The sequence below is a fragment of the Acinetobacter seifertii genome (genome assembly GCF_016064815.1).
GTDB classification, from domain to species: Bacteria; Pseudomonadota; Gammaproteobacteria; order Pseudomonadales; family Moraxellaceae; genus Acinetobacter; species Acinetobacter seifertii.
This window is the reverse complement of the sequence record NZ_CP065820.1, coordinates 3,402,938-3,422,700: the sequence shown is the minus strand read 5'-3', so window position 1 is coordinate 3,422,700 and position 19,763 is coordinate 3,402,938. Positions and strand designations below refer to the sequence as shown.

The window sequence follows — 19,763 nt, the reverse complement described above, 5'->3', positions numbered from 1 at the left end:
ATTGGTTTATTGATGACTTAGTGTGCGTCATCCCAGTTTTGTCCTTGCCCAACTTCAACCACTAACGGTACGGAAATTTCTACAACAGATTCCATGACTTTTGCGATTTGTTTTGAAAGTTCCTCAGCAATATTTTGATTAGCTTCAAATACTAATTCATCGTGTACTTGAAGTAGTAATTTGGCTTGATCTTTTGGCAAGATTTTATCAACTTCAATCATTGCAAGTTTAATAATATCAGCCGCACTACCTTGCAAAGGGGCATTGATCGCGGCACGTTCGGCAGCCTTACGCACCATTACATTTCGTGCATCAATATCAGGTGTATAAAGACGACGACCTAAAATAGTTTCAACAAAGCCTTGCTCTGATGCTACTTGGCGGGTACGTTGCATATATTCATAGATGCCAGGATAGCGTTGGAAATATTGCTTAATATAATTTTGCGATTCTTGACGTGTGAAGCCTAATTGACGAATTAAGCCAAACTCAGACATACCATACAGTAGACCAAAGTTAACTGCTTTCGCTTGGCGGCGTTGGTCATTGGTCACATCTTCAATTGCAATACCCAATACTTCTGCTGCCGTACGACGGTGAACGTCTTGACCATGTTGGAACGCGTGTACCAATGCTTCATCTTGAGAAAAATGAGCCATTAAACGAAGTTCAATTTGCGAGTAATCGGCTGCTAGTAAAACTCGCCCTTCTGGTGCAATGAATGCTTTACGAATTTGACGGCTAATTTGTCTACGAATTGGAATATTCTGTAAGTTAGGATCAGAAGAGGAGAGACGGCCTGTCGCTGTGAGTGCTTGATGATAACTCGTATGTACGCGATGCGTGTCGTTATGAGATTGCTCTACTAGACGGTCCGTATAGGTACTTTTTAGCTTTGCCAAACCACGATGTTCTAGAATAATTTCCGCTAAAGGATGTTCAATTTTTTCTAAAACACTTTCACTAGTGCTGTATTGCCCAGTTGCAGTTTTTTTACCGCCTTTAATTCCTAATTTATCAAATAGGATTTCGCCGACTTGTTTAGGTGAAGCAATATTAAAAGTTTCATCCGCAATTTCCATAGCCTGATTTTCAAGCCCTTCCATCGTTTTTGCAAATTCAACACTTAACTTGTCTAAGAATGCATGATCTAGTCGAATACCATCTTCTTCCATGCCTGACAAAATTCGGGCAACTGGCATTTCGATGTTGTATAAAATATTTTCTAATTCAGGGTGTGCTTTAAGTTTATTTGAAAGGACTTCATATAAACGATAGGTCACATGTGCATCTTCGGCTGCATAATGAGCAGCAACTTCAATCTCAATTTGATTAAAAGTCTTCTGTTTAGCACCTTTACCAGCAATTTGTTCAAAAGTCGTGGTTAAGTGACTTAAGTAGACACGAGCTACATCATCCATGCCATGACGAGTTGCTGCTGCATTTAGTACATAAGATGCCAGCATGCTATCGAAATACCAGCCTTTAAGCTCTATACCGTGGTTTGCAAAAATATGGGCGTCGTATTTAAGGTGATGACCAATTTTTTTAACTGCTTCATTTTCTAGCACAGGCTTAATTTGAGCCAGAATTTGTTCACGATTCAGTTGTTGTGGTGCATTTTCATAGTTATGTGCTAAAGGCACATAGTAGGCATCTTGTGCATCAAAGGCGATTGAAAAACCGACCATTTCTGCAATACGGTAATCAAGACTTGTGGTCTCTGTATCAATAGCAAAATGATCGGCATTTTGCATGCGTTGCCAGAGTTGATCCCAAGCTTCTTGAGTTAAAACAGTATGATAATTTGCAGTTCCAAGCTGGTCATCTTGACTAGTTAAGCTGGCGTGATCTTCGGTTTCTATCGTTTCAGCAGGTTTAACTTCATTTTGAACCACTGTCTGTGAAGCTTGCTGTTTGTAGCTTGAACTATTGGGGTTGTTTGGATGATCAAGCGATTGTAATTGGTTTCTAAACTCAAGCTCAGTGTATAGATTACGCAAAGCCTCTACGTTTGGATCAGTAAGCTTTAACTCATGCCAGTCGAGTTCTAAAGGAAGATCGCAAACAATACTTGCCAATTGATGATCAAGCTTAATGTTATCTAAATTGTCTTTAATATTTTGGCTCAGTTTGCCTTTAAGCTGTTCTACATTAGCAATGATATTATCTAAAGTGCCATATTCGGTCAGTAACTTAGCTGCTGTTTTTGCTCCCACGCCAGGCACGCCCATAATACCGTCAGATGCATCGCCCATTAGAGTCAAGTAGTCGATAATCTGATTTGGCCAAACACCAAACTTCTCAAATACGCCGTCGGTGTCCATTACACGGTCTTTAAAGCTATCTTCTAATTTTACATGGTCATTGACGAGCTGAGCCATGTCTTTATCTCCAGTTGAGATAAGGACATGATGGCCCTCGAGTACGGCACGTTTAGCAAGTGTACCGATAATGTCATCAGCTTCAGCACCCGGAAGGCTATATAAAGGAATCCCTTGAGCTTTAATCAATGCATGCAAATATGGAATCTGTTGAGATAACTCTTCAGGCATGGTTGGGCGATCACCTTTATAAATAGGTGAAAGCTTATGACGGAAAGTTGGCTCAGGCGTATCAAAAATGACAGCCATATGTGTTGGCTGCATACGGCGCATTAATTTTTGAATGGCAGAAATTGCCCCACGTATTGCATTGGTATGTAACCCTGTAGAGGTCGTCAATGGTGGTAATGCATGATATGCACGAAATAAAAAATAGGACCCATCAACCAAGACAAATGGTGGCATTGAACAATTCCTTAATTTGAATTAGGGGTATTTTACGTGAAAATGGCTATGAATGCAGGATTATGATTTTTGCAGTATTTTGTATGAATAAATATACGCTTGTATTGGCTTGAAGTAATATGACATGTAATGAAGCTGTTATATTGCTAAGCCCATGTATAAAAAAGACAAACAGGGAATGATCGTCGTTTTGATCGCTTTGACTTTGTTTTTAGCCATTTCAATTGGTTTTAAATTTCAAAGCGCCGTTGTTGCTTTATCTATTGCGCTCACTGTTATATTGGTTCAATTTTTATCAAATCTGCATCAGCGTTTAATTCATTTAGAACAACAGTTTTCTCAGCAGAAAACGCCATTTTATTCTATACACATACAAAGAACAGTAATTTATGCAGCCGCCTTGGTTGCATTAGTTGCTTATATTAATCATTGGATGTGGATTGCTGGTGGGGCATTACTGGTTTTATTATTATGTTTGATTCAAATCATTAGTGCATTTCATACTCGTCTATTGTTCCTTGAGTCAGCAAAACAAACTGTTCGTGTAAACGATACTCTACAAACAGAAGCTATAACTCCAGCGATAGAGCAAGTTGATCTAAAAAATATCGTTGAGCCAGTCAAGCCAGTTCTACCTGAAACAATAGCTTCAAATCAAGAACAACAAATAGCTCATGTAGAAAGCGCATGGTGGCAACCAGCAGTCGATTGGATGGTTCATGGTAATCCAATCTTAAGAGTTGCTGTTGCTGTGCTGATGGTTGGAGTAGTGTTGTTATTACGTTTTGCAAGTGAGCACTGGCAGTTAAGCTTAGGTGTAAAACTTGGTTTTATTGCTCTTGCTGGAGGTGTGTTAACAGCATTTGGGTATACCTTGCAAAAGAAAAATCAACTTTTTGCTGTGGCATTGCAGGGTGTAGGACTTGCAGTTGTATTTTTGACGCTTGTGTTCTCACATCATTTTGGTGTTATTGCCAATATCACTACAGCGAGTATTTTATTTGCTATTTTATTAGCAATTACGGTATTCCTGAGCTTAAAACAACAAGCAATTTATTTAGCAATATTAGCACTCGGTATGGCTTATGCGGCTCCTTTAGTTATTCCGCAATATCGCCCAGATGTAATTTTTCTATTTAGTTATTACTTCGTCATTAATCTTGCAGTGGCTGCTGTTAATTTTATTCAGCCTTGGAAAATCCTAAATCAGATTGCTTTCTTTGCCACGATGTTTATTGGTGGTAGTGCAATCGCATTTTATGCAGAACCCGCAAAGTTTGACACATTAGACTGGATCTTATGGTGTCATATTGCTTTGTTTATTTGGTTAAGTGTTCGTTATAGCCAAAATATATCGCGGGTTTCAGAACATGATAAACAAGTGGGTATTCGTTTACCTCCACTGTTAGATGTTGGTCTTATTTTTAGTGTGCCTGTACTGGGTTTTACGCTTCATGCTTATTTAGTTCATGAGTCTACCCAAGCTTTGACGATTGGCGCTGCTGTATTAGCGGGTACTTATGCGGTATTAACTTATTGGATTAAAAAATCCCATCCACAACTTTCAGTTCTTGCCAAAAGCTTTTTCATTCTTTCCGTTGCTTTTTTTGCTTTAATTTTTCCACTCGCGAAAGGGGCACATTGGACTGCTATTGGTTGGGTTGCACAAGGTACGGCTTTAATCGTTTGGGGAGTAACTGAGCGCTACCGTTTAAGCCGATATATTGGTGTAGTTTTAGTTTTACTTAGCTCACTTGCACTGTTTTATCAGGTTTGGGCAAATGAAGAGTTCCCAACGCTAAGCACTAGCATTTATGCAATTGCTCAATTCATTTCAGCTTTTTATTTACTGCAATACAACAGTAAAGAACAACGTTATTTCAGTGCAAGCATGTTTAGTGGCATTTTCTTATGTCTAGGTATGTATGCGGGTGCTGTAGCAGGTGTAGAAATAATGGCATGGCATCATCATGCCTTAAGCCCATATTTGATGTTTGCCATAGCCCTAATCGCAATATTTAGTGCAGTTATTCATTATAAGCTTCGCGTCCAATGGGAAAGTTTACAGTTACTTTTAATTAGTCTGTTACTGTTACTAATTTTGGGTGAAGCCTTTACAAGTCAAGTTTTTACGTTGTTTAAATGGGTAGATTCATTACAGCAAATTACTTTCCTTGTTAGTACTATTCTTCTTAGTGGTTTATTTATTATCGCTCAACCGCAGTCGGGGGAGTCTAGCTACTTAAAAGTCTGGGCTGGTTTAAGCTGGTTAGTATTAGCGATAGTGGGTATGGCTATTTTTCCGCAAATGCCAATTGTGGCTTTGGCTTTTGTTCCAGGGGGGTATTCACTTTGGGCATATAAAGCTCATAAAACGACGTTGTTGCATCAAATTCCGGTGTGGTGTTTGAGCTTATTGTGGTTGCTTGCGATGAGTGTTGATATTCATTCTGCCGAGTACCTATATTTTGTTCCTTTATTTAACTTAACTGACTTACTTTCAATTGCGGGATTTGCAGGTCTACTCTTTATTATTTATCAACATGATTTTGATCAAGATAAGTCACTGGAGTGGACTTTTAAAATTACAACAATTTTAGTGGGACTGTTGGTGTTCAGTAGTGTAGTCGTTCGGGGCTTGCACCACTACTGGGCGACACCACTATGGAGCGTGGCAATTTGGACAAATGGGATAGTCCAATTAAGCCTGACACTACTTTGGGTTATTCTGGCATTTGTATTGACCACATACTCTAGTCGGAAAATGATTCGTCAACTCTGGTTTGTAGGTGCTGCACTTTTAGGGATTGTTGTATTAAAGCTGATTTTGCTTGATCTATCGCAAAGTGCAACATTAACTCGAGTTATTTCATTTATTGGAGCAGGTGGGGTAATGCTGATTATTGCTTATCTTGCACCATTACCACCATCATCCTCTGTGCAGAAGAATCAAGAGCCTAAGCTTTAGGCTCTCGTTTTAACTCTTTCTGGTTGCTGTATTGATCGATATCATCTTCAGCAAAAACAGTAGATGGACGATCAATTAATCCCATTTTAGGAACAGGAATTTCAATTTGATTATCTAAAAAGCCATTTCGGATACGTTCTTGCATCTCATCTCGAACTTTTAAAGAATTTTCTTGACGGCACCACATCGCAAATAAAAGCTCAATCGATGACTCTCTAAATGCAGTTACAGTTACCGCAGGTTTTGGGTCATCTAATACGAGTGGATAATTCGCTGCCACATTTAGTAACACTTCGCGAACTTTAATAATGTCTTCGTGAAAGTTAATGGCGAGTGTAATTGGAATACGCCGTATCGGATATTTAGATAAGTTGTGTACAGGCGCACGAATAAGTTGTTCATTCGGCAAACGAATATAAACATTGTCGAGTGTGAGTAGCTTAACCGAGAGTAAGTCAATTGAAATGACTTCCCCTTCAATGGTATTGCCACGAATGAGGGTAATTTGAATGGTATCACCGACTTCAAATGAACCTTCCCCAATCAAAAATAGACCACTAATTAAGTTACTGGCTGATGTTTGTGAAGCAAAACCAAGTGCTACTGTTAAAATCCCTGCCGCTCCAAGGAATACACTAAGTTTAAATCCTGCCTCTTTCAAACTCGTCATAATGAAGAGTAAGAAAATAAAATAAAAAATACCACGACGCCACACTAAACGTTGATGAGCATTAAAGCGTGAGCCAATAGTTCTAATAAATGTATTTGAAATAATGCGTGCAAGAACAAAACCAATAAAGCAAAGCACAACACCGACTAAAATTTCACTAATACGTTCGGTATTAATATTGGTAAATATACTTTTGAGACTATAAGCGATTTCTTTAGGAATACTTGTATCAGCCATATAACCCCCTTAAAAGAATGAATCAAACATATTAAATAGTGCACCACCAGGTGACCGTGGGGGATGAACATAAGTCACTTCACCAGCAAGAGGTGGCGTACGATTTTCAATACGAATGCGGGCAGGGCGGTCAGACCCTTCATAATAAACTTTAATCTGTGAGGTCCATAAGCGTCCCGTACTTTCACTATAAAATAGCGGTAGGGCAGTTACAGGTACATTCATGCGGTCAAAGCGTAATTGATGATTACTGGTATTGTGAAAATCAATTGGTGTAACCGCTCGGAAGGCGCGTGGTGTTAAAAGATTTAAGTCGGTACGTCCATCAACAGAGGTTGCATAGCAAATTTCACCTTGCTGCGCATTAGGCCCAAACCATGTATCTTTAGGCTGAATTACAGGAATTTCAAATAAAGGTTCATGCTGACTTTCAACTAAACCAGCAATCCAGAGAGGCGTACTAATATAAAGTGTTCCTCGCTGACCTGCTGGAATATAAATCGGATCAATAGGTTTAATAACCACAGAACGATCTGCCAGACGTGGCATAAGTAAAAATTCTGAATTGGTCTTTCGAAACATATACCGTTCGACTTGAACATTATGTGGAAAAGCAAAATGTGGGTCGGCAACTGGATGCCAATCTTGCTCATTATCATCTTGAAGAGAAGGACGATAATATTCGATACGCCATTCTTTTATCCCACGCGTTAAACGAAAGAGCATTGAACCAAATTGCCATGCTTTGGATTGGTTAATTTCAAAGTGCTGTTCACCCCACCATTTTAAAGAATTTTGGGGGCGAGGCTGATATTCATTATTTTCAAACAAGACGTAAAATTCCTCTACCGAGTTGTTAAACAGACTTCACGCTGTAATCTGCTTAGAGTACACTCAAAATCATCTTACTCATCATTATAAATTGTGATGCAAATATTGAAACAAATACAAGTTCCATATAGTTTTGCCAAGCGTCATGGTGTTTTATTTCGTTATGACGGTGATCAAGTTTTTATTGTTAGACGTCAAAATACAGAAAAAATTGCATTGCAGGAAGCAAGACGAATTTTGGGGAAGCCTGCACATTATCAGTTATGTACTGAACAAGAGTTTAATAGCCTATTAAGTACGAGTTACGCAGGCGACACTGGGGAGTCGCAACAAGTTGCGGCTGGTTTAGAAGATCATCCAGATTTATTGAGTCTTGCCGATCAAGTTCCTGAAACAGAAGACTTAATGGATCAAGAAGATGACGCGCCTATTGTCCGTCTGATCAATGCATTACTTTCAGAGGCAATTCGGGTAGGGGCTTCAGATATTCATATTGAAGCTTTCGAAAAAAAACTATCTGTTCGTTTGCGGGTAGATGGTCAATTGCGTGAGATTGTACAGCCACGCCGTGAATTAGCTCCGTTACTTGTTTCACGTATTAAAGTTATGGCGAAACTCGATATTGCCGAAAAGCGTGTACCGCAAGATGGACGTATTTCTTTACGTCTTGCTGGCCGTGAAGTTGATGTCCGTGTTTCAACTTTGCCATCGTCACATGGTGAAAGGGTCGTTATGCGTTTACTCGATAAACAAGCGGGTCGACTCAATATGACTCACTTGGGTTTAATGGCAAATGACTATGAACGTCTAACGCAATTGGTACATCGTCCACACGGCATTATTTTAGTCACAGGGCCTACGGGTTCGGGTAAAACAACAACTTTATATGCAGCTCTATCTGATCTAAATGACAATACGCGAAATATCTTAACTGCCGAAGATCCTATCGAATATCAACTCGAAGGTATTGGTCAAACCCAAGTGAATACCAAAGTGGATATGACATTTGCTCGTGCTTTAAAAGCAATGTTACGTCAAGATCCTGATGTGGTGATGGTGGGCGAGATTCGTGATTTAGAAACAGCAGAAATTGCAGTACAGGCATCACTAACAGGTCATTTGGTTTTATCAACACTACATACCAATACTGCTATTGGTGCGGTTACTCGGCTTAAAGATATGGGGATTGAACCCTTCTTATTATCAAGCTCTTTAATTGGGGTGGTTGCTCAACGTTTGGTTCGTACTTTATGTCCACATTGTATGACATGGCGTGAAGCCGATACTTTTGAAAAGCAGGTTTTTCAACATATCTCGCATGAGCCAACTTTAAAGTTACCTGAAGCCAAAGGGTGTGATCATTGCTCACATTTAGGGTTTAATGGTCGTACGGCTATTTATGAAATTGTACCTGTTGATGAACCTATGCGCCGTCTTATTCATGGCAATGCTGCTGAGTTTGAATTAGAAAACCATGCTCGTCAGTATTCAGGTTCAATTCGTGATGATGGCTTGCGTAAAGTGCTTTCAGGTAAAACTACACTTGAAGAAGTGCTTCGAGTAACCAATGAGGCAAGTGAAGCATAATTTGGAAGATATAAAAAAATGCCCGATTTGATTCGGGCATTTTTGAAATATCAAAACTTATTCAGTCACAATATTAAAAGTCACATCAATATTATTGCGAGTCGCATTTGAATATGGACAAACAATATGAGCTGCCGCCACTAATTTTTCAGCTTCTTCACGGTCCATACCGATTAAGTAAACATTTAACGTTACTTCAATACTAAAACCTGTAGGAATTGGACCAATACCGACTTCGCCTTCAACATAGGCATCTTTGCTAATATTAAATTTATCGCGGTTTGCAACAAACTTTAAAGCACCCAAAAAGCATGCTGAATAACCAGCTGCAAATAATTGTTCTGGGTTGGTTACGGCACCACCAGCACCACCCATTTCTTTAGGTACACCGAGTTGTACGTCTAATACGCCGTCTGATGACGTTGCACGACCATCACGGCCACCAGTTGCTTTAGCTTTTGCACGATACACAACTTTTTCTAAAGACATCTTATTATTCCTAAATTAAATTGAATGCAAATATATCGTACACGACTTAATTATTTTAACAAGCCAAATGTGTAAAAAAATTGATGATTATTTGGCTATATTTGTACGAAGTTGTGTTAGTTGATCTTTCAAACCAAGTAGGGTGGTCATGTCACAAGAACTTGCTTCCAAAATATGAGCTGGAATATTCACGGCTTGTTGCTTAAGTTCTTTACCTTTTTCACTTAGTGTAATAATTACTTGACGTTCATCTTCTTTTGAACGAGTGCGATTTACGAGTTGAATTGCTTCTAACTTTTTTAAAATGGGGGTTAAGGTCGATGATTCTAAAAATAGTTTGTTGCCAATCTCTGAAACGGTAATCTCATCTTTTTCCCATAGAACCAACATTACCAAATATTGAGGATAAGTAATGCCTAATGGAGTCAAAAGTTTTCTATAAAGCTGATTAAGAGCTAAATTTGTTGAATAAATGAGGAAACATAACTGATTCTCAAGCTTTAAATTTTGACAGTCTTGGTCCATATATTTCTCAGAAAACTAATAGATGCTTTTGTAGTATATCGCTTTATGTTTAATTTCTTAAATGCTCATAATTTTGAGTTATTGATAAAAATAAGATAACGCAAAAAAAGAGTAATCGAAAAATTACCCTATGACTTGAAAATATGAATTTGGAACAGTTACCAGAGATCGGCAATTTTTTTCATTAAACGAGCACGGTATTTAGCAGTTGGATTATTTTCATTACGTTGTTGCTCTTGTTCGTAGAAATCTTGCCAGGCTGTAATCATTTCTAAAGTTGTTCCTTGTTTTTTAATCATAGAAACATCAGCTGGTTGAATATTCTCTAAACGTTGTCTCGCACCTTCTGCACCGGTTCCCCAACCAATAATTCGTTGTCCAAAAGCAGGGAGAGGGATATTTTTAGGAGTAGGTGGAAGGACATCTTGTTTAAGCTGTAAGTTTGGGGAAACAAAATGATTTGTTGCACCAAATTCAGCTGCATAACAGTGAATATTTGCCCCTAAGCAAAAAATGCTAATTAAATATTTCCACATGAATAATTAAGCTTTTAATAGTGAATTAATTTACGATGCGTCATTAAAGGCATTGATGTACGAACAAGCTCTTGAGCAGCTAAATCAAAAGGTACAGTAATTAAACCACTACCTTCATGTTCAATCATACTTAAAACTTGTCCACGGCTATCAGTTGCTCCTGCATGTCCCCAAGTTTGACGTTTTTCTCCATGCCAACCTTGCTGTGCTGCTCCTAAAACATAACATTGACTATCCATCGCACGTGCTTGTAATAAAAGCTGCCAGTGCATTTGCCCTGTTGTATAGGTAAATGCTGCTGGTGCAGTCAATAGATGAGCACCTTGTTGTCTCAAGGTCAAAGCTAACTCAGGAAAACGCAAGTCATAACATACCATTAGCCCGATATTGCCAAAAGGGGTAGATGTGGCTACAACGTCTGTTCCAGGTTCAAAGAAGCGGGATTCTTGATATCCACCGACAGCATCGCCAACTTGAACATCAAATAAATGTATTTTGTCGTAACGTGCTTCTGTCCTTTCTGGACTAATACATAAGCTTACTGTGCGCACACGACCATCTTGTATGATAGAACCATCTGGACGAAATGGGCACGGTAAAGTGCCAGCAACAATCCAAATTTGATATTGATGCGCAAGTTTCTCAAGTCTTTGCTGAATTGATTCAAATTGCTCAGCTGTTTCACGCTGTTTACCAGCAGCGAAACATACAAAGTTTTCTGGAAAAACAATTAAGCTGGCATTTTGAGCTTTGCTTTGCTGAATCAATGACTCGATTATTTGAAAGTTGCTTTCAATGTCATCTTGAGAATTCATTTGAACAACTGAAACAAGAGTCATATACAAATCCAGATTAGCAATAAAATTTAGGCATTTTGCTTATCAGATACTTGTTCAAGCGTGTCTTGTTCTTTCTGCAATTGCTTAACAAGTGGCTCAAACATATTCTGATTGTTTGCATTAAGTTTCATCAATGTCTTGTGTGCATCCAGCACGGTTCTTAGCATTGCATTATGAGTAATGTGTTCATCCGTTAGCGTCAAAGTACAAACGGTAGGATCGCCACAATAATTCAAAATGACAAAAACCTGCCCTAGCCCCATGCTGTTGGCTAAGGTTGTGATATCTGGATTGGTAGATAGCATCACAGCTTGAATATGATGAGTCTGTTTCAGTTTTAAGCCTAGCTTAGCTAAGATGCCTAATACAGTACTATCAATAAATGTTGTTTGGGTTAAATCAACGATTGCACCAACAACATTCTCTTGCTGTTCAATTCTGTTTAAAAGTTTGTCTAGACTTATACAAGAATGGGCTCGCACTTCACCAATAAGTTTGAAAATATGCGTTCCATTTAAGCTTGCATATTCAACATGACCTGTTGACATATAAATGCCATTTTCAGAGAAGGATAGAAAAATTATCACATAGTGCCATCTCAGACTCAAGAGTCCTTAAGTCGTATATTTTTTAATTGCTTGATTTTTAAATTAATTCATTCGACAAAGACTGAAAATCGCGATGTCATCAGCAACATGATCAGGGGCTTGGAATGATTGATTTTGCAAATGTTGGACCAATTGTTGAAACTGATCATTCAATCCGCCATCAAATGGTTCTAGTGCTCCATCTGAGCAAACAATAAAACGTGCATGACGATTTAATGTGCAAACATGTTCTTCAACTTCCAATTCATCTGTTAAACCCAAAGGAAAACTACTAGTCGTTAAAATTTTTGGAGGTTGATTTGGTTCAAAAATAATTGGAGGAGGGTAGTGGCCTGCACTAGACCAGCGAAGACTATGCGTTTCCAGATTTAAAATACCGACCACAATCGTAATATGCTTTTCAATATTCTCTTGAACGAGCATTCCATTTAATTTTTTAATCAACTGTCGGGGAGTTTTTGAACGCCCATGAAATGCAGCCATCCATGAAGTTAATAAACTGCTTGTAACACCATGTCCCGATACATCAGCAAGATAAAATAAAACTTCTTTATCATTTAATTTCCAATAGTCATACCAGTCACCTGATAGATATGCGGAAGGTTGGAAAAAAGTTTCAACTTCATAATTTAATAAATCAATAGGATTCGGTAGTAAACGTTTTTGTAATTCTGCTGCCGAAGGTAAGTCGCGACTATCTTGATTGCGTTTATATTGAGCATCAATTCTTGTTAATGCTTTATTCAGATCTTGAGGTAACTGGTTCCATACCCATCCAGCAAGAGCACCTGCCTCCCATGCCTGAGCTAATGCACTACCTTCATGTTCAAAAGCAATCACAATGGTAGGTAAACGCCATTTATAAGTCAGGAAATCTTGTACATCAGCAATTGCAATAATTGTTGGATCGTATAAATCGAGATCATCTATGTGAATGACTTGTAAGTCTGGAAGTGAATCCAGAGCTTGCTCTAAGAAAGGGATAGAGCGTGTCGGTTTAATGAAATACATAGAAGATATGATTGTCCTTTTTCAAGATCATTTTATCCATCATAGAGGATGTATAATCAAAATCAAGGTATTGCCTTTCTATATGGTAGATACAATACCTTGCTTTCCTCTTTAATTATTTCTTGCTTTTAGGTTGGCTATCATCTGGAACATCTTCAGATTCGTCATCATCGATGAAAGATACGTCTGCTGAATTACCTTTTTTCTCGGCAATCTGGAATGCCTTTCGTTGAAGATACAAGTCGCGAATCATCGCATATTGATCGCCTTGTATCGTTTGATCCAAATCTAAATACTGGGCACGTGTATCAACAGCTTGTAAGACGTTGGTTGACCAATACAAACCATCTTGGTTATCCATAATATACTTTTGTGGACGAGCTTGAGAGTCTACAGCTAAGCCTAAACCATCACGTAAAGTACTTGGGCCAAAGAAAGGTAGCATTAGGAAGGGTCCTGAAGGAACACCATAGTAACCAAGAGTTACGCCAAAACTTTCGTCTTCAGGTGGAAGCCCTAAGCGACTAGCAGGGTCAGCTAAACCTAAAGTTGTTAAGGTATTCACAGTAAATCGACCTAGTGTTTTTACTGCGCGACCAGGGCGACCTTGAATGAGTTGGTTAACAGCATTCCATGGCTCACCCAGGTTTTTGCGGAATTGGCGATAAGAGCCGCGAACATCTTCTGGTGTTTTTTCATTATATTGAACTGCAACGGGACGTAAAAAATTGCGATCTAGCATGTCATTAAAAGAATAAATCGGGCGGTTTAATGACTGTAATGGATCTTTTACTGTGTCAGGTTGAGCAGCGTTTGCATTGATTTTTAAATCTTTAGCTTTTAGACCTTTCAAGTCTTTAATAATTTGTGAGCGGGGGCGGCTCTGCTGAGCCTCTGTCGAAGCGACATCTTCCGAACTCGCGGTAGATCCTTCAGTAAGATTTTCTTGAGCGTGTGCTGATGTATAAATACCAACAGTTAATAAGCTCGATAATAGTAAATTAGAATAATTCATATAATTCCTTAACCGCTAGCCAGGCTATCTATAATATGCAGTTGGATAGAGATATATTTTAATACAGAAGCGATAACCTATTATCAATGTAAAATTGGTCAAATAATATAGAAATATGGCGAAAAAGCCTAAAAATTGATCTGTTGAATAATAAAATATGAGAAAGGTATTGCAACTGGATCTTAATGCTCTATAATGCACATCCATCGGCGGTGATGCAGATAGAAACTTGTTGAAAAACAGTTACTTGTGATTAAGTTGGTTGCGTTAAGTGATGAATTTGATGATAAGGTGGTTTGGAAAATAAGTTTTAAAAAATATCGAAATTACCTGTTGACTTTTAAGAGATTAAGAGTAATATAGCCGACCTAGCTTGCTGGTGACGAACCAGGAAGAAGATCATTAAGAGAATTGAAGAACAACTTGTGTGGATTTTTACTGATTGATTAATCGAAATAATTTTCATTGATTGATTGGTTTAAATTACTCGAAGTTTATTTGAGCGAAATTTAAGTCAGTAATTGATGAGCCAGAATTGGCACCTTGTCTTTAAATAAGGTGCAAAATGATTTTAACTGAAGAGTTTGATCATGGCTCAGATTGAACGCTGGCGGCAGGCTTAACACATGCAAGTCGAGCGGAGAGAGGTAGCTTGCTACTGATCTTAGCGGCGGACGGGTGAGTAATGCTTAGGAATCTGCCTATTAGTGGGGGACAACATCTCGAAAGGGATGCTAATACCGCATACGTCCTACGGGAGAAAGCAGGGGATCTTCGGACCTTGCGCTAATAGATGAGCCTAAGTCGGATTAGCTAGTTGGTGGGGTAAAGGCCTACCAAGGCGACGATCTGTAGCGGGTCTGAGAGGATGATCCGCCACACTGGGACTGAGACACGGCCCAGACTCCTACGGGAGGCAGCAGTGGGGAATATTGGACAATGGGGGGAACCCTGATCCAGCCATGCCGCGTGTGTGAAGAAGGCCTTATGGTTGTAAAGCACTTTAAGCGAGGAGGAGGCTACTTTAGTTAATACCTAGAGATAGTGGACGTTACTCGCAGAATAAGCACCGGCTAACTCTGTGCCAGCAGCCGCGGTAATACAGAGGGTGCAAGCGTTAATCGGATTTACTGGGCGTAAAGCGCGCGTAGGCGGCTAATTAAGTCAAATGTGAAATCCCCGAGCTTAACTTGGGAATTGCATTCGATACTGGTTAGCTAGAGTGTGGGAGAGGATGGTAGAATTCCAGGTGTAGCGGTGAAATGCGTAGAGATCTGGAGGAATACCGATGGCGAAGGCAGCCATCTGGCCTAACACTGACGCTGAGGTGCGAAAGCATGGGGAGCAAACAGGATTAGATACCCTGGTAGTCCATGCCGTAAACGATGTCTACTAGCCGTTGGGGCCTTTGAGGCTTTAGTGGCGCAGCTAACGCGATAAGTAGACCGCCTGGGGAGTACGGTCGCAAGACTAAAACTCAAATGAATTGACGGGGGCCCGCACAAGCGGTGGAGCATGTGGTTTAATTCGATGCAACGCGAAGAACCTTACCTGGCCTTGACATAGTAAGAACTTTCCAGAGATGGATTGGTGCCTTCGGGAACTTACATACAGGTGCTGCATGGCTGTCGTCAGCTCGTGTCGTGAGATGTTGGGTTAAGTCCCGCAACGAGCGCAACCCTTTTCCTTATTTGCCAGCGAGTAATGTCGGGAACTTTAAGGATACTGCCAGTGACAAACTGGAGGAAGGCGGGGACGACGTCAAGTCATCATGGCCCTTACGGCCAGGGCTACACACGTGCTACAATGGTCGGTACAAAGGGTTGCTACACAGCGATGTGATGCTAATCTCAAAAAGCCGATCGTAGTCCGGATTGGAGTCTGCAACTCGACTCCATGAAGTCGGAATCGCTAGTAATCGCGGATCAGAATGCCGCGGTGAATACGTTCCCGGGCCTTGTACACACCGCCCGTCACACCATGGGAGTTTGTTGCACCAGAAGTAGCTAGCCTAACTGCAAAGAGGGCGGTTACCACGGTGTGGCCGATGACTGGGGTGAAGTCGTAACAAGGTAGCCGTAGGGGAACCTGCGGCTGGATCACCTCCTTAACGAAAGATTGACGATTGGTAAGAATCCACAACAAGTTGTTCTTCATAGATGTATCTGAGGGTCTGTAGCTCAGTTGGTTAGAGCACACGCTTGATAAGCGTGGGGTCACAAGTTCAAGTCTTGTCAGACCCACCATGACTTTGACTGGTTGAAGTTATAGATAAAAGATACATAACTGATGATGTAAGCTGGGGACTTAGCTTAGTTGGTAGAGCGCCTGCTTTGCACGCAGGAGGTCAGGAGTTCGACTCTCCTAGTCTCCACCAGAACTTAAGAGAAGTTCGGATTACAGAAATTAGTAAATAGAGATTTCGGTCTTAGTTTATTAACTTCTGTGATTTAAGTATCACGGTATTAAGCATGACCTGACGAAGGCGTGTTTATTCATTAACAGATTGGCAAAATTGAGTCTGAAATAAATTGTTCACTCAAGAGTTTAGATTAAGCAATTAATCTGAATGAATTGAGAACTAGCAAATTAACTGAATCAAGCGTTTTGGTATATGAATTTAGATTGAAGCTGTACAGTGTTTAAGTGCACAGTACTCTAAACTGAAATGTTGAAGTTACTAACTTGTAGGTAACATCGACTGTTTGGGGTTGTATAGTCAAGTAATTAAGTGCATGTGGTGGATGCCTTGGCAGTCAGAGGCGATGAAAGACGTGATAGCCTGCGAAAAGCTCCGGGGAGGCGGCAAATATCCTGTGATCCGGAGATTTCTGAATGGGGGAACCCACCTACTTTAAGGTAGGTATTGCAACATGAATACATAGTGTTGCAAAGCGAACGAGGGGAAGTGAAACATCTCAGTACCCTTAGGAAAAGAAATCAATTGAGATTCCCTCAGTAGCGGCGAGCGAACGGGGATCAGCCCATTAAGTTATGTGTGTTTTAGTGGAACGCTCTGGGAAGTGCGAACGTAGAGGGTGATATTCCCGTACACGAAAGGGCACACATAATGATGACGAGTAGGGCGAGGCACGTGAAACCTTGTCTGAATATGGGGGGACCATCCTCCAAGGCTAAATACTCCTGACTGACCGATAGTGAACCAGTACCGTGAGGGAAAGGCGAAAAGAACCCCTGTGAGGGGAGTGAAATAGATCCTGAAACCGCATGCATACAAGCAGTGGGAGCCGACTTGTTCGGTGACTGCGTACCTTTTGTATAATGGGTCAGCGACTTATATTCAGTAGCGAGGTTAACCGTATAGGGGAGCCGTAGAGAAATCGAGTCTTAATAGGGCGTTTAGTTGCTGGGTATAGACCCGAAACCAGGCGATCTATCCATGAGCAGGTTGAAGGTTGGGTAACACTAACTGGAGGACCGAACCCACTGTCGTTGAAAAGCCAGGGGATGACTTGTGGATAGGGGTGAAAGGCTAATCAAGCCTGGTGATAGCTGGTTCTCCCCGAAAGCTATTTAGGTAGCGCCTCGGACGAATACCATAGGGGGTAGAGCACTGTTTCGGCTAGGGGGTCATCCCGACTTACCAAACCGATGCAAACTCCGAATACCTATGAGTACTATCCGGGAGACAGACTGCGGGTGCTAACGTCCGTAGTCAAGAGGAAAACAATCCAGACCGCCAGCTAAGGCCCCAAAATCATAGTTAAGTGGGAAACGATGTGGGAAGGCATAGACAGCTAGGAGGTTGGCTTAGAAGCAGCCACCCTTTAAAGAAAGCGTAATAGCTCACTAGTCGAGTCGGCCTGCGCGGAAGATGTAACGGGGCTAAAACTATGTGCCGAAGCTGCGGATTTGACATTAGTCAAGTGGTAGGGGAGCGTTCTGTAAGCCGATGAAGGTGTATTGAGAAGTATGCTGGAGGTATCAGAAGTGCGAATGCTGACGTGAGTAACGACAAAACGGGTGAAAAACCCGTTCGCCGAAAGACCAAGGGTTCCAGTCCAACGTTAATCGGGGCTGGGTGAGTCGACCCCTAAGGCGAGGCCGAAAGGCGTAGTCGATGGGAAATTGGTTAATATTCCAATACTTCTGTGTAATGCGATGAGAGGACGGAGAAGGTTAAGTCAGCCTGGCGTTGGTTGTCCAGGTGGAAGGATGTAGGTATGTATCTTAGGCAAATCCGGGGTACTCTATACTGAGATCCGATAGCAAGCTGTACTTGTACAGTGAAGTGGCTGATACCATGCTTCCAGGAAAAGTCTCTAAGCTTCAGTTACACAGGAATCGTACCCGAAACCGACACAGGTGGTCAGGTCGAGTAGACCAAGGCGCTTGAGAGAACTCTGCTGAAGGAACTAGGCAAAATGGTACCGTAACTTCGGGAGAAGGTACGCTGTTGTTGGTGATGGAACTTGCTTCCTGAGCTGATGACAGCCGCAGAAACCAGGCCGCTGCAACTGTTTATTAAAAACATAGCACTCTGCAAACACGAAAGTGGACGTATAGGGTGTGATGCCTGCCCGGTGCTGGAAGGTTAATTGATGGGGTTAGCGTAAGCGAAGCTCTTGATCGAAGCCCCAGTAAACGGCGGCCGTAACTATAACGGTCCTAAGGTAGCGAAATTCCTTGTCGGGTAAGTTCCGACCTGCACGAATGGCATAATGATGGCGGCGCTGTCTCCAGCAGAGGCTCAGTGAAATCGAAATCGCTGTGAAGATGCAGTGTACCCGCGGCTAGACGGAAAGACCCCGTGAACCTTTACTGCAGCTTGACACTGAACTTTGACCTTACTTGTGTAGGATAGGTGGGAGGCTTTGAAGTTGGAACGCTAGTTCCAATGGAGCCGTCCTTGAAATACCACCCTGGTAATGTTGAGGTTCTAACTCTGTCCCGTTATCCGGGACGAGGACCGTGTCTGGTGGGTAGTTTGACTGGGGCGGTCTCCTCCTAAAGAGTAACGGAGGAGTACGAAGGTGCGCTCAGCGTGGTCGGAAATCACGCGTAGAGTATAAAGGCAAAAGCGCGCTTAACTGCGAGACCCACAAGTCGAGCAGGTACGAAAGTAGGTCTTAGTGATCCGGTGGTTCTGTATGGAAGGGCCATCGCTCAACGGATAAAAGGTACTCTGGGGATAACAGGCTGATACCGCCCAAGAGTTCATATCGACGGCGGTGTTTGGCACCTCGATGTCGGCTCATCTCATCCTGGGGCTGAAGCAGGTCCCAAGGGTATGGCTGTTCGCCATTTAAAGAGGTACGCGAGCTGGGTTTAGAACGTCGTGAGACAGTTCGGTCCCTATCTACCGTGGGCGCTGGAAATTTGAGAGGATCTGCTCCTAGTACGAGAGGACCAGAGTGGACGAACCTCTGGTGTACCGGTTGTGACGCCAGTCGCATCGCCGGGTAGCTATGTTCGGAAGGGATAACCGCTGAAAGCATCTAAGCGGGAAGCCTACCTCAAGATAAGATTTCCCTAGGAATTTATTCCTCTAAAGAGCCGTTCGAGACTAGGACGTTGATAGGTTGGATGTGGAAGCATAGTGATATGTGAAGCTGACCAATACTAATTGCTCGTGAGGCTTGACTATACAACACCCAAGCAGTTGTATATAAAGCATCAATCGATTCATAAATCGAC

At 41.3% G+C, this 19,763-nt stretch carries 12 protein-coding genes, 2 tRNA genes and 2 rRNA genes; 6 read left to right on the top strand and 10 right to left on the bottom strand.

Going from position 1 to position 19,763, the window contains the following annotated elements; genetic code table 11:
* Positions 1-17: 17 nt before the first annotated feature.
* Positions 18-2,789, bottom strand: a complete 2,772-nt coding sequence (polA, locus tag I8T81_RS15775; RefSeq protein WP_198071621.1) for a DNA polymerase I — start codon at positions 2,787-2,789, stop codon at positions 18-20.
* Between the two features lie 154 nt (positions 2,790-2,943).
* Between polA and I8T81_RS15770 the strand changes: the two genes are divergently transcribed.
* Positions 2,944-5,757, top strand: a complete 2,814-nt coding sequence (locus I8T81_RS15770) for a DUF2339 domain-containing protein (protein ID WP_198071620.1) — start codon at positions 2,944-2,946, stop codon at positions 5,755-5,757.
* Here the strand turns inward: I8T81_RS15770 and I8T81_RS15765 are convergent.
* Together I8T81_RS15765 and I8T81_RS15760 are read right to left on the bottom strand one after the other, a co-directional pair.
* Positions 5,747-6,664 carry a mechanosensitive ion channel family protein gene (locus I8T81_RS15765; RefSeq protein WP_039251156.1) on the bottom strand — a complete coding sequence of 306 codons (918 nt, stop codon included), beginning with the start codon at positions 6,662-6,664 and terminating at the stop codon, positions 5,747-5,749. The genes I8T81_RS15770 and I8T81_RS15765 overlap by 11 nt on opposite strands.
* Before the next feature lie 9 nt (positions 6,665-6,673).
* Positions 6,674-7,495: a hypothetical protein gene (locus tag I8T81_RS15760; RefSeq protein WP_004698550.1), complete on the bottom strand. Its 822-nt coding sequence runs from the start codon at positions 7,493-7,495 to the stop codon at positions 6,674-6,676.
* Between the two features lie 96 nt (positions 7,496-7,591).
* Here I8T81_RS15760 and gspE point away from each other — a divergent pair, with 96 nt between their 5' ends.
* The gene (gspE, locus tag I8T81_RS15755; protein ID WP_198071619.1) at positions 7,592-9,082 is read left to right on the top strand and encodes a type II secretion system ATPase GspE; all 1,491 of its coding nucleotides are present in this window, start codon (positions 7,592-7,594) and stop codon (positions 9,080-9,082) included.
* Between the two features lie 57 nt (positions 9,083-9,139).
* Here gspE and I8T81_RS15750 read toward each other — a convergent pair whose 3' ends face one another.
* The 7 genes from I8T81_RS15750 to I8T81_RS15720 form a co-directional block, all read right to left on the bottom strand.
* Positions 9,140-9,571: an organic hydroperoxide resistance protein gene (locus tag I8T81_RS15750; protein WP_000051124.1), complete on the bottom strand. Its 432-nt coding sequence runs from the start codon at positions 9,569-9,571 to the stop codon at positions 9,140-9,142.
* 87 nt (positions 9,572-9,658) lie between these two features.
* Positions 9,659-10,096, bottom strand: a complete 438-nt coding sequence (locus tag I8T81_RS15745; protein ID WP_049065085.1) for a MarR family winged helix-turn-helix transcriptional regulator — start codon at positions 10,094-10,096, stop codon at positions 9,659-9,661.
* A gap of 158 nt (positions 10,097-10,254) precedes the next feature.
* A complete protein-coding gene (locus I8T81_RS15740) occupies positions 10,255-10,632 on the bottom strand; it encodes a DUF4951 domain-containing protein (protein ID WP_004698537.1) in 378 nt (125 codons plus the stop codon).
* A 14-nt stretch (positions 10,633-10,646) separates the two neighbouring features.
* Positions 10,647-11,471, bottom strand: coding sequence for a carbon-nitrogen hydrolase family protein (locus I8T81_RS15735; RefSeq protein ID WP_198071618.1), 825 nt, complete (start codon positions 11,469-11,471; stop codon positions 10,647-10,649).
* A gap of 26 nt (positions 11,472-11,497) precedes the next feature.
* Positions 11,498-12,019, bottom strand: coding sequence for an anti-anti-sigma factor GigB (gene gigB, locus I8T81_RS15730; protein WP_198071617.1), 522 nt, complete (start codon positions 12,017-12,019; stop codon positions 11,498-11,500).
* A gap of 102 nt (positions 12,020-12,121) precedes the next feature.
* Entirely contained in the window at positions 12,122-13,090 is a 969-nt protein-coding gene (gigA, locus tag I8T81_RS15725) for an RsbU family protein phosphatase GigA (protein WP_086496180.1), read from the bottom strand.
* A gap of 115 nt (positions 13,091-13,205) precedes the next feature.
* Positions 13,206-14,105: an MlaA family lipoprotein gene (locus I8T81_RS15720; RefSeq protein ID WP_217486314.1), complete on the bottom strand. Its 900-nt coding sequence runs from the start codon at positions 14,103-14,105 to the stop codon at positions 13,206-13,208.
* Between the two features lie 572 nt (positions 14,106-14,677).
* Here I8T81_RS15720 and I8T81_RS15715 point away from each other — a divergent pair.
* The 4 genes from I8T81_RS15715 (at position 14,678) to I8T81_RS15700 (ending at position 19,713) form a co-directional block, all read left to right on the top strand.
* Positions 14,678-16,215 (top strand): 16S ribosomal RNA (locus I8T81_RS15715).
* Between the two features lie 59 nt (positions 16,216-16,274).
* Positions 16,275-16,351 (top strand) — tRNA-Ile (locus I8T81_RS15710).
* Between the two features lie 55 nt (positions 16,352-16,406).
* Positions 16,407-16,482 (top strand) — tRNA-Ala (locus I8T81_RS15705).
* Between the two features lie 340 nt (positions 16,483-16,822).
* Positions 16,823-19,713 (top strand): 23S ribosomal RNA (locus tag I8T81_RS15700).
* Together the 16S and 23S rRNA genes with 2 tRNA genes alongside form the textbook arrangement of a ribosomal RNA operon.
* Positions 19,714-19,763: the final 50 nt, after the last annotated feature.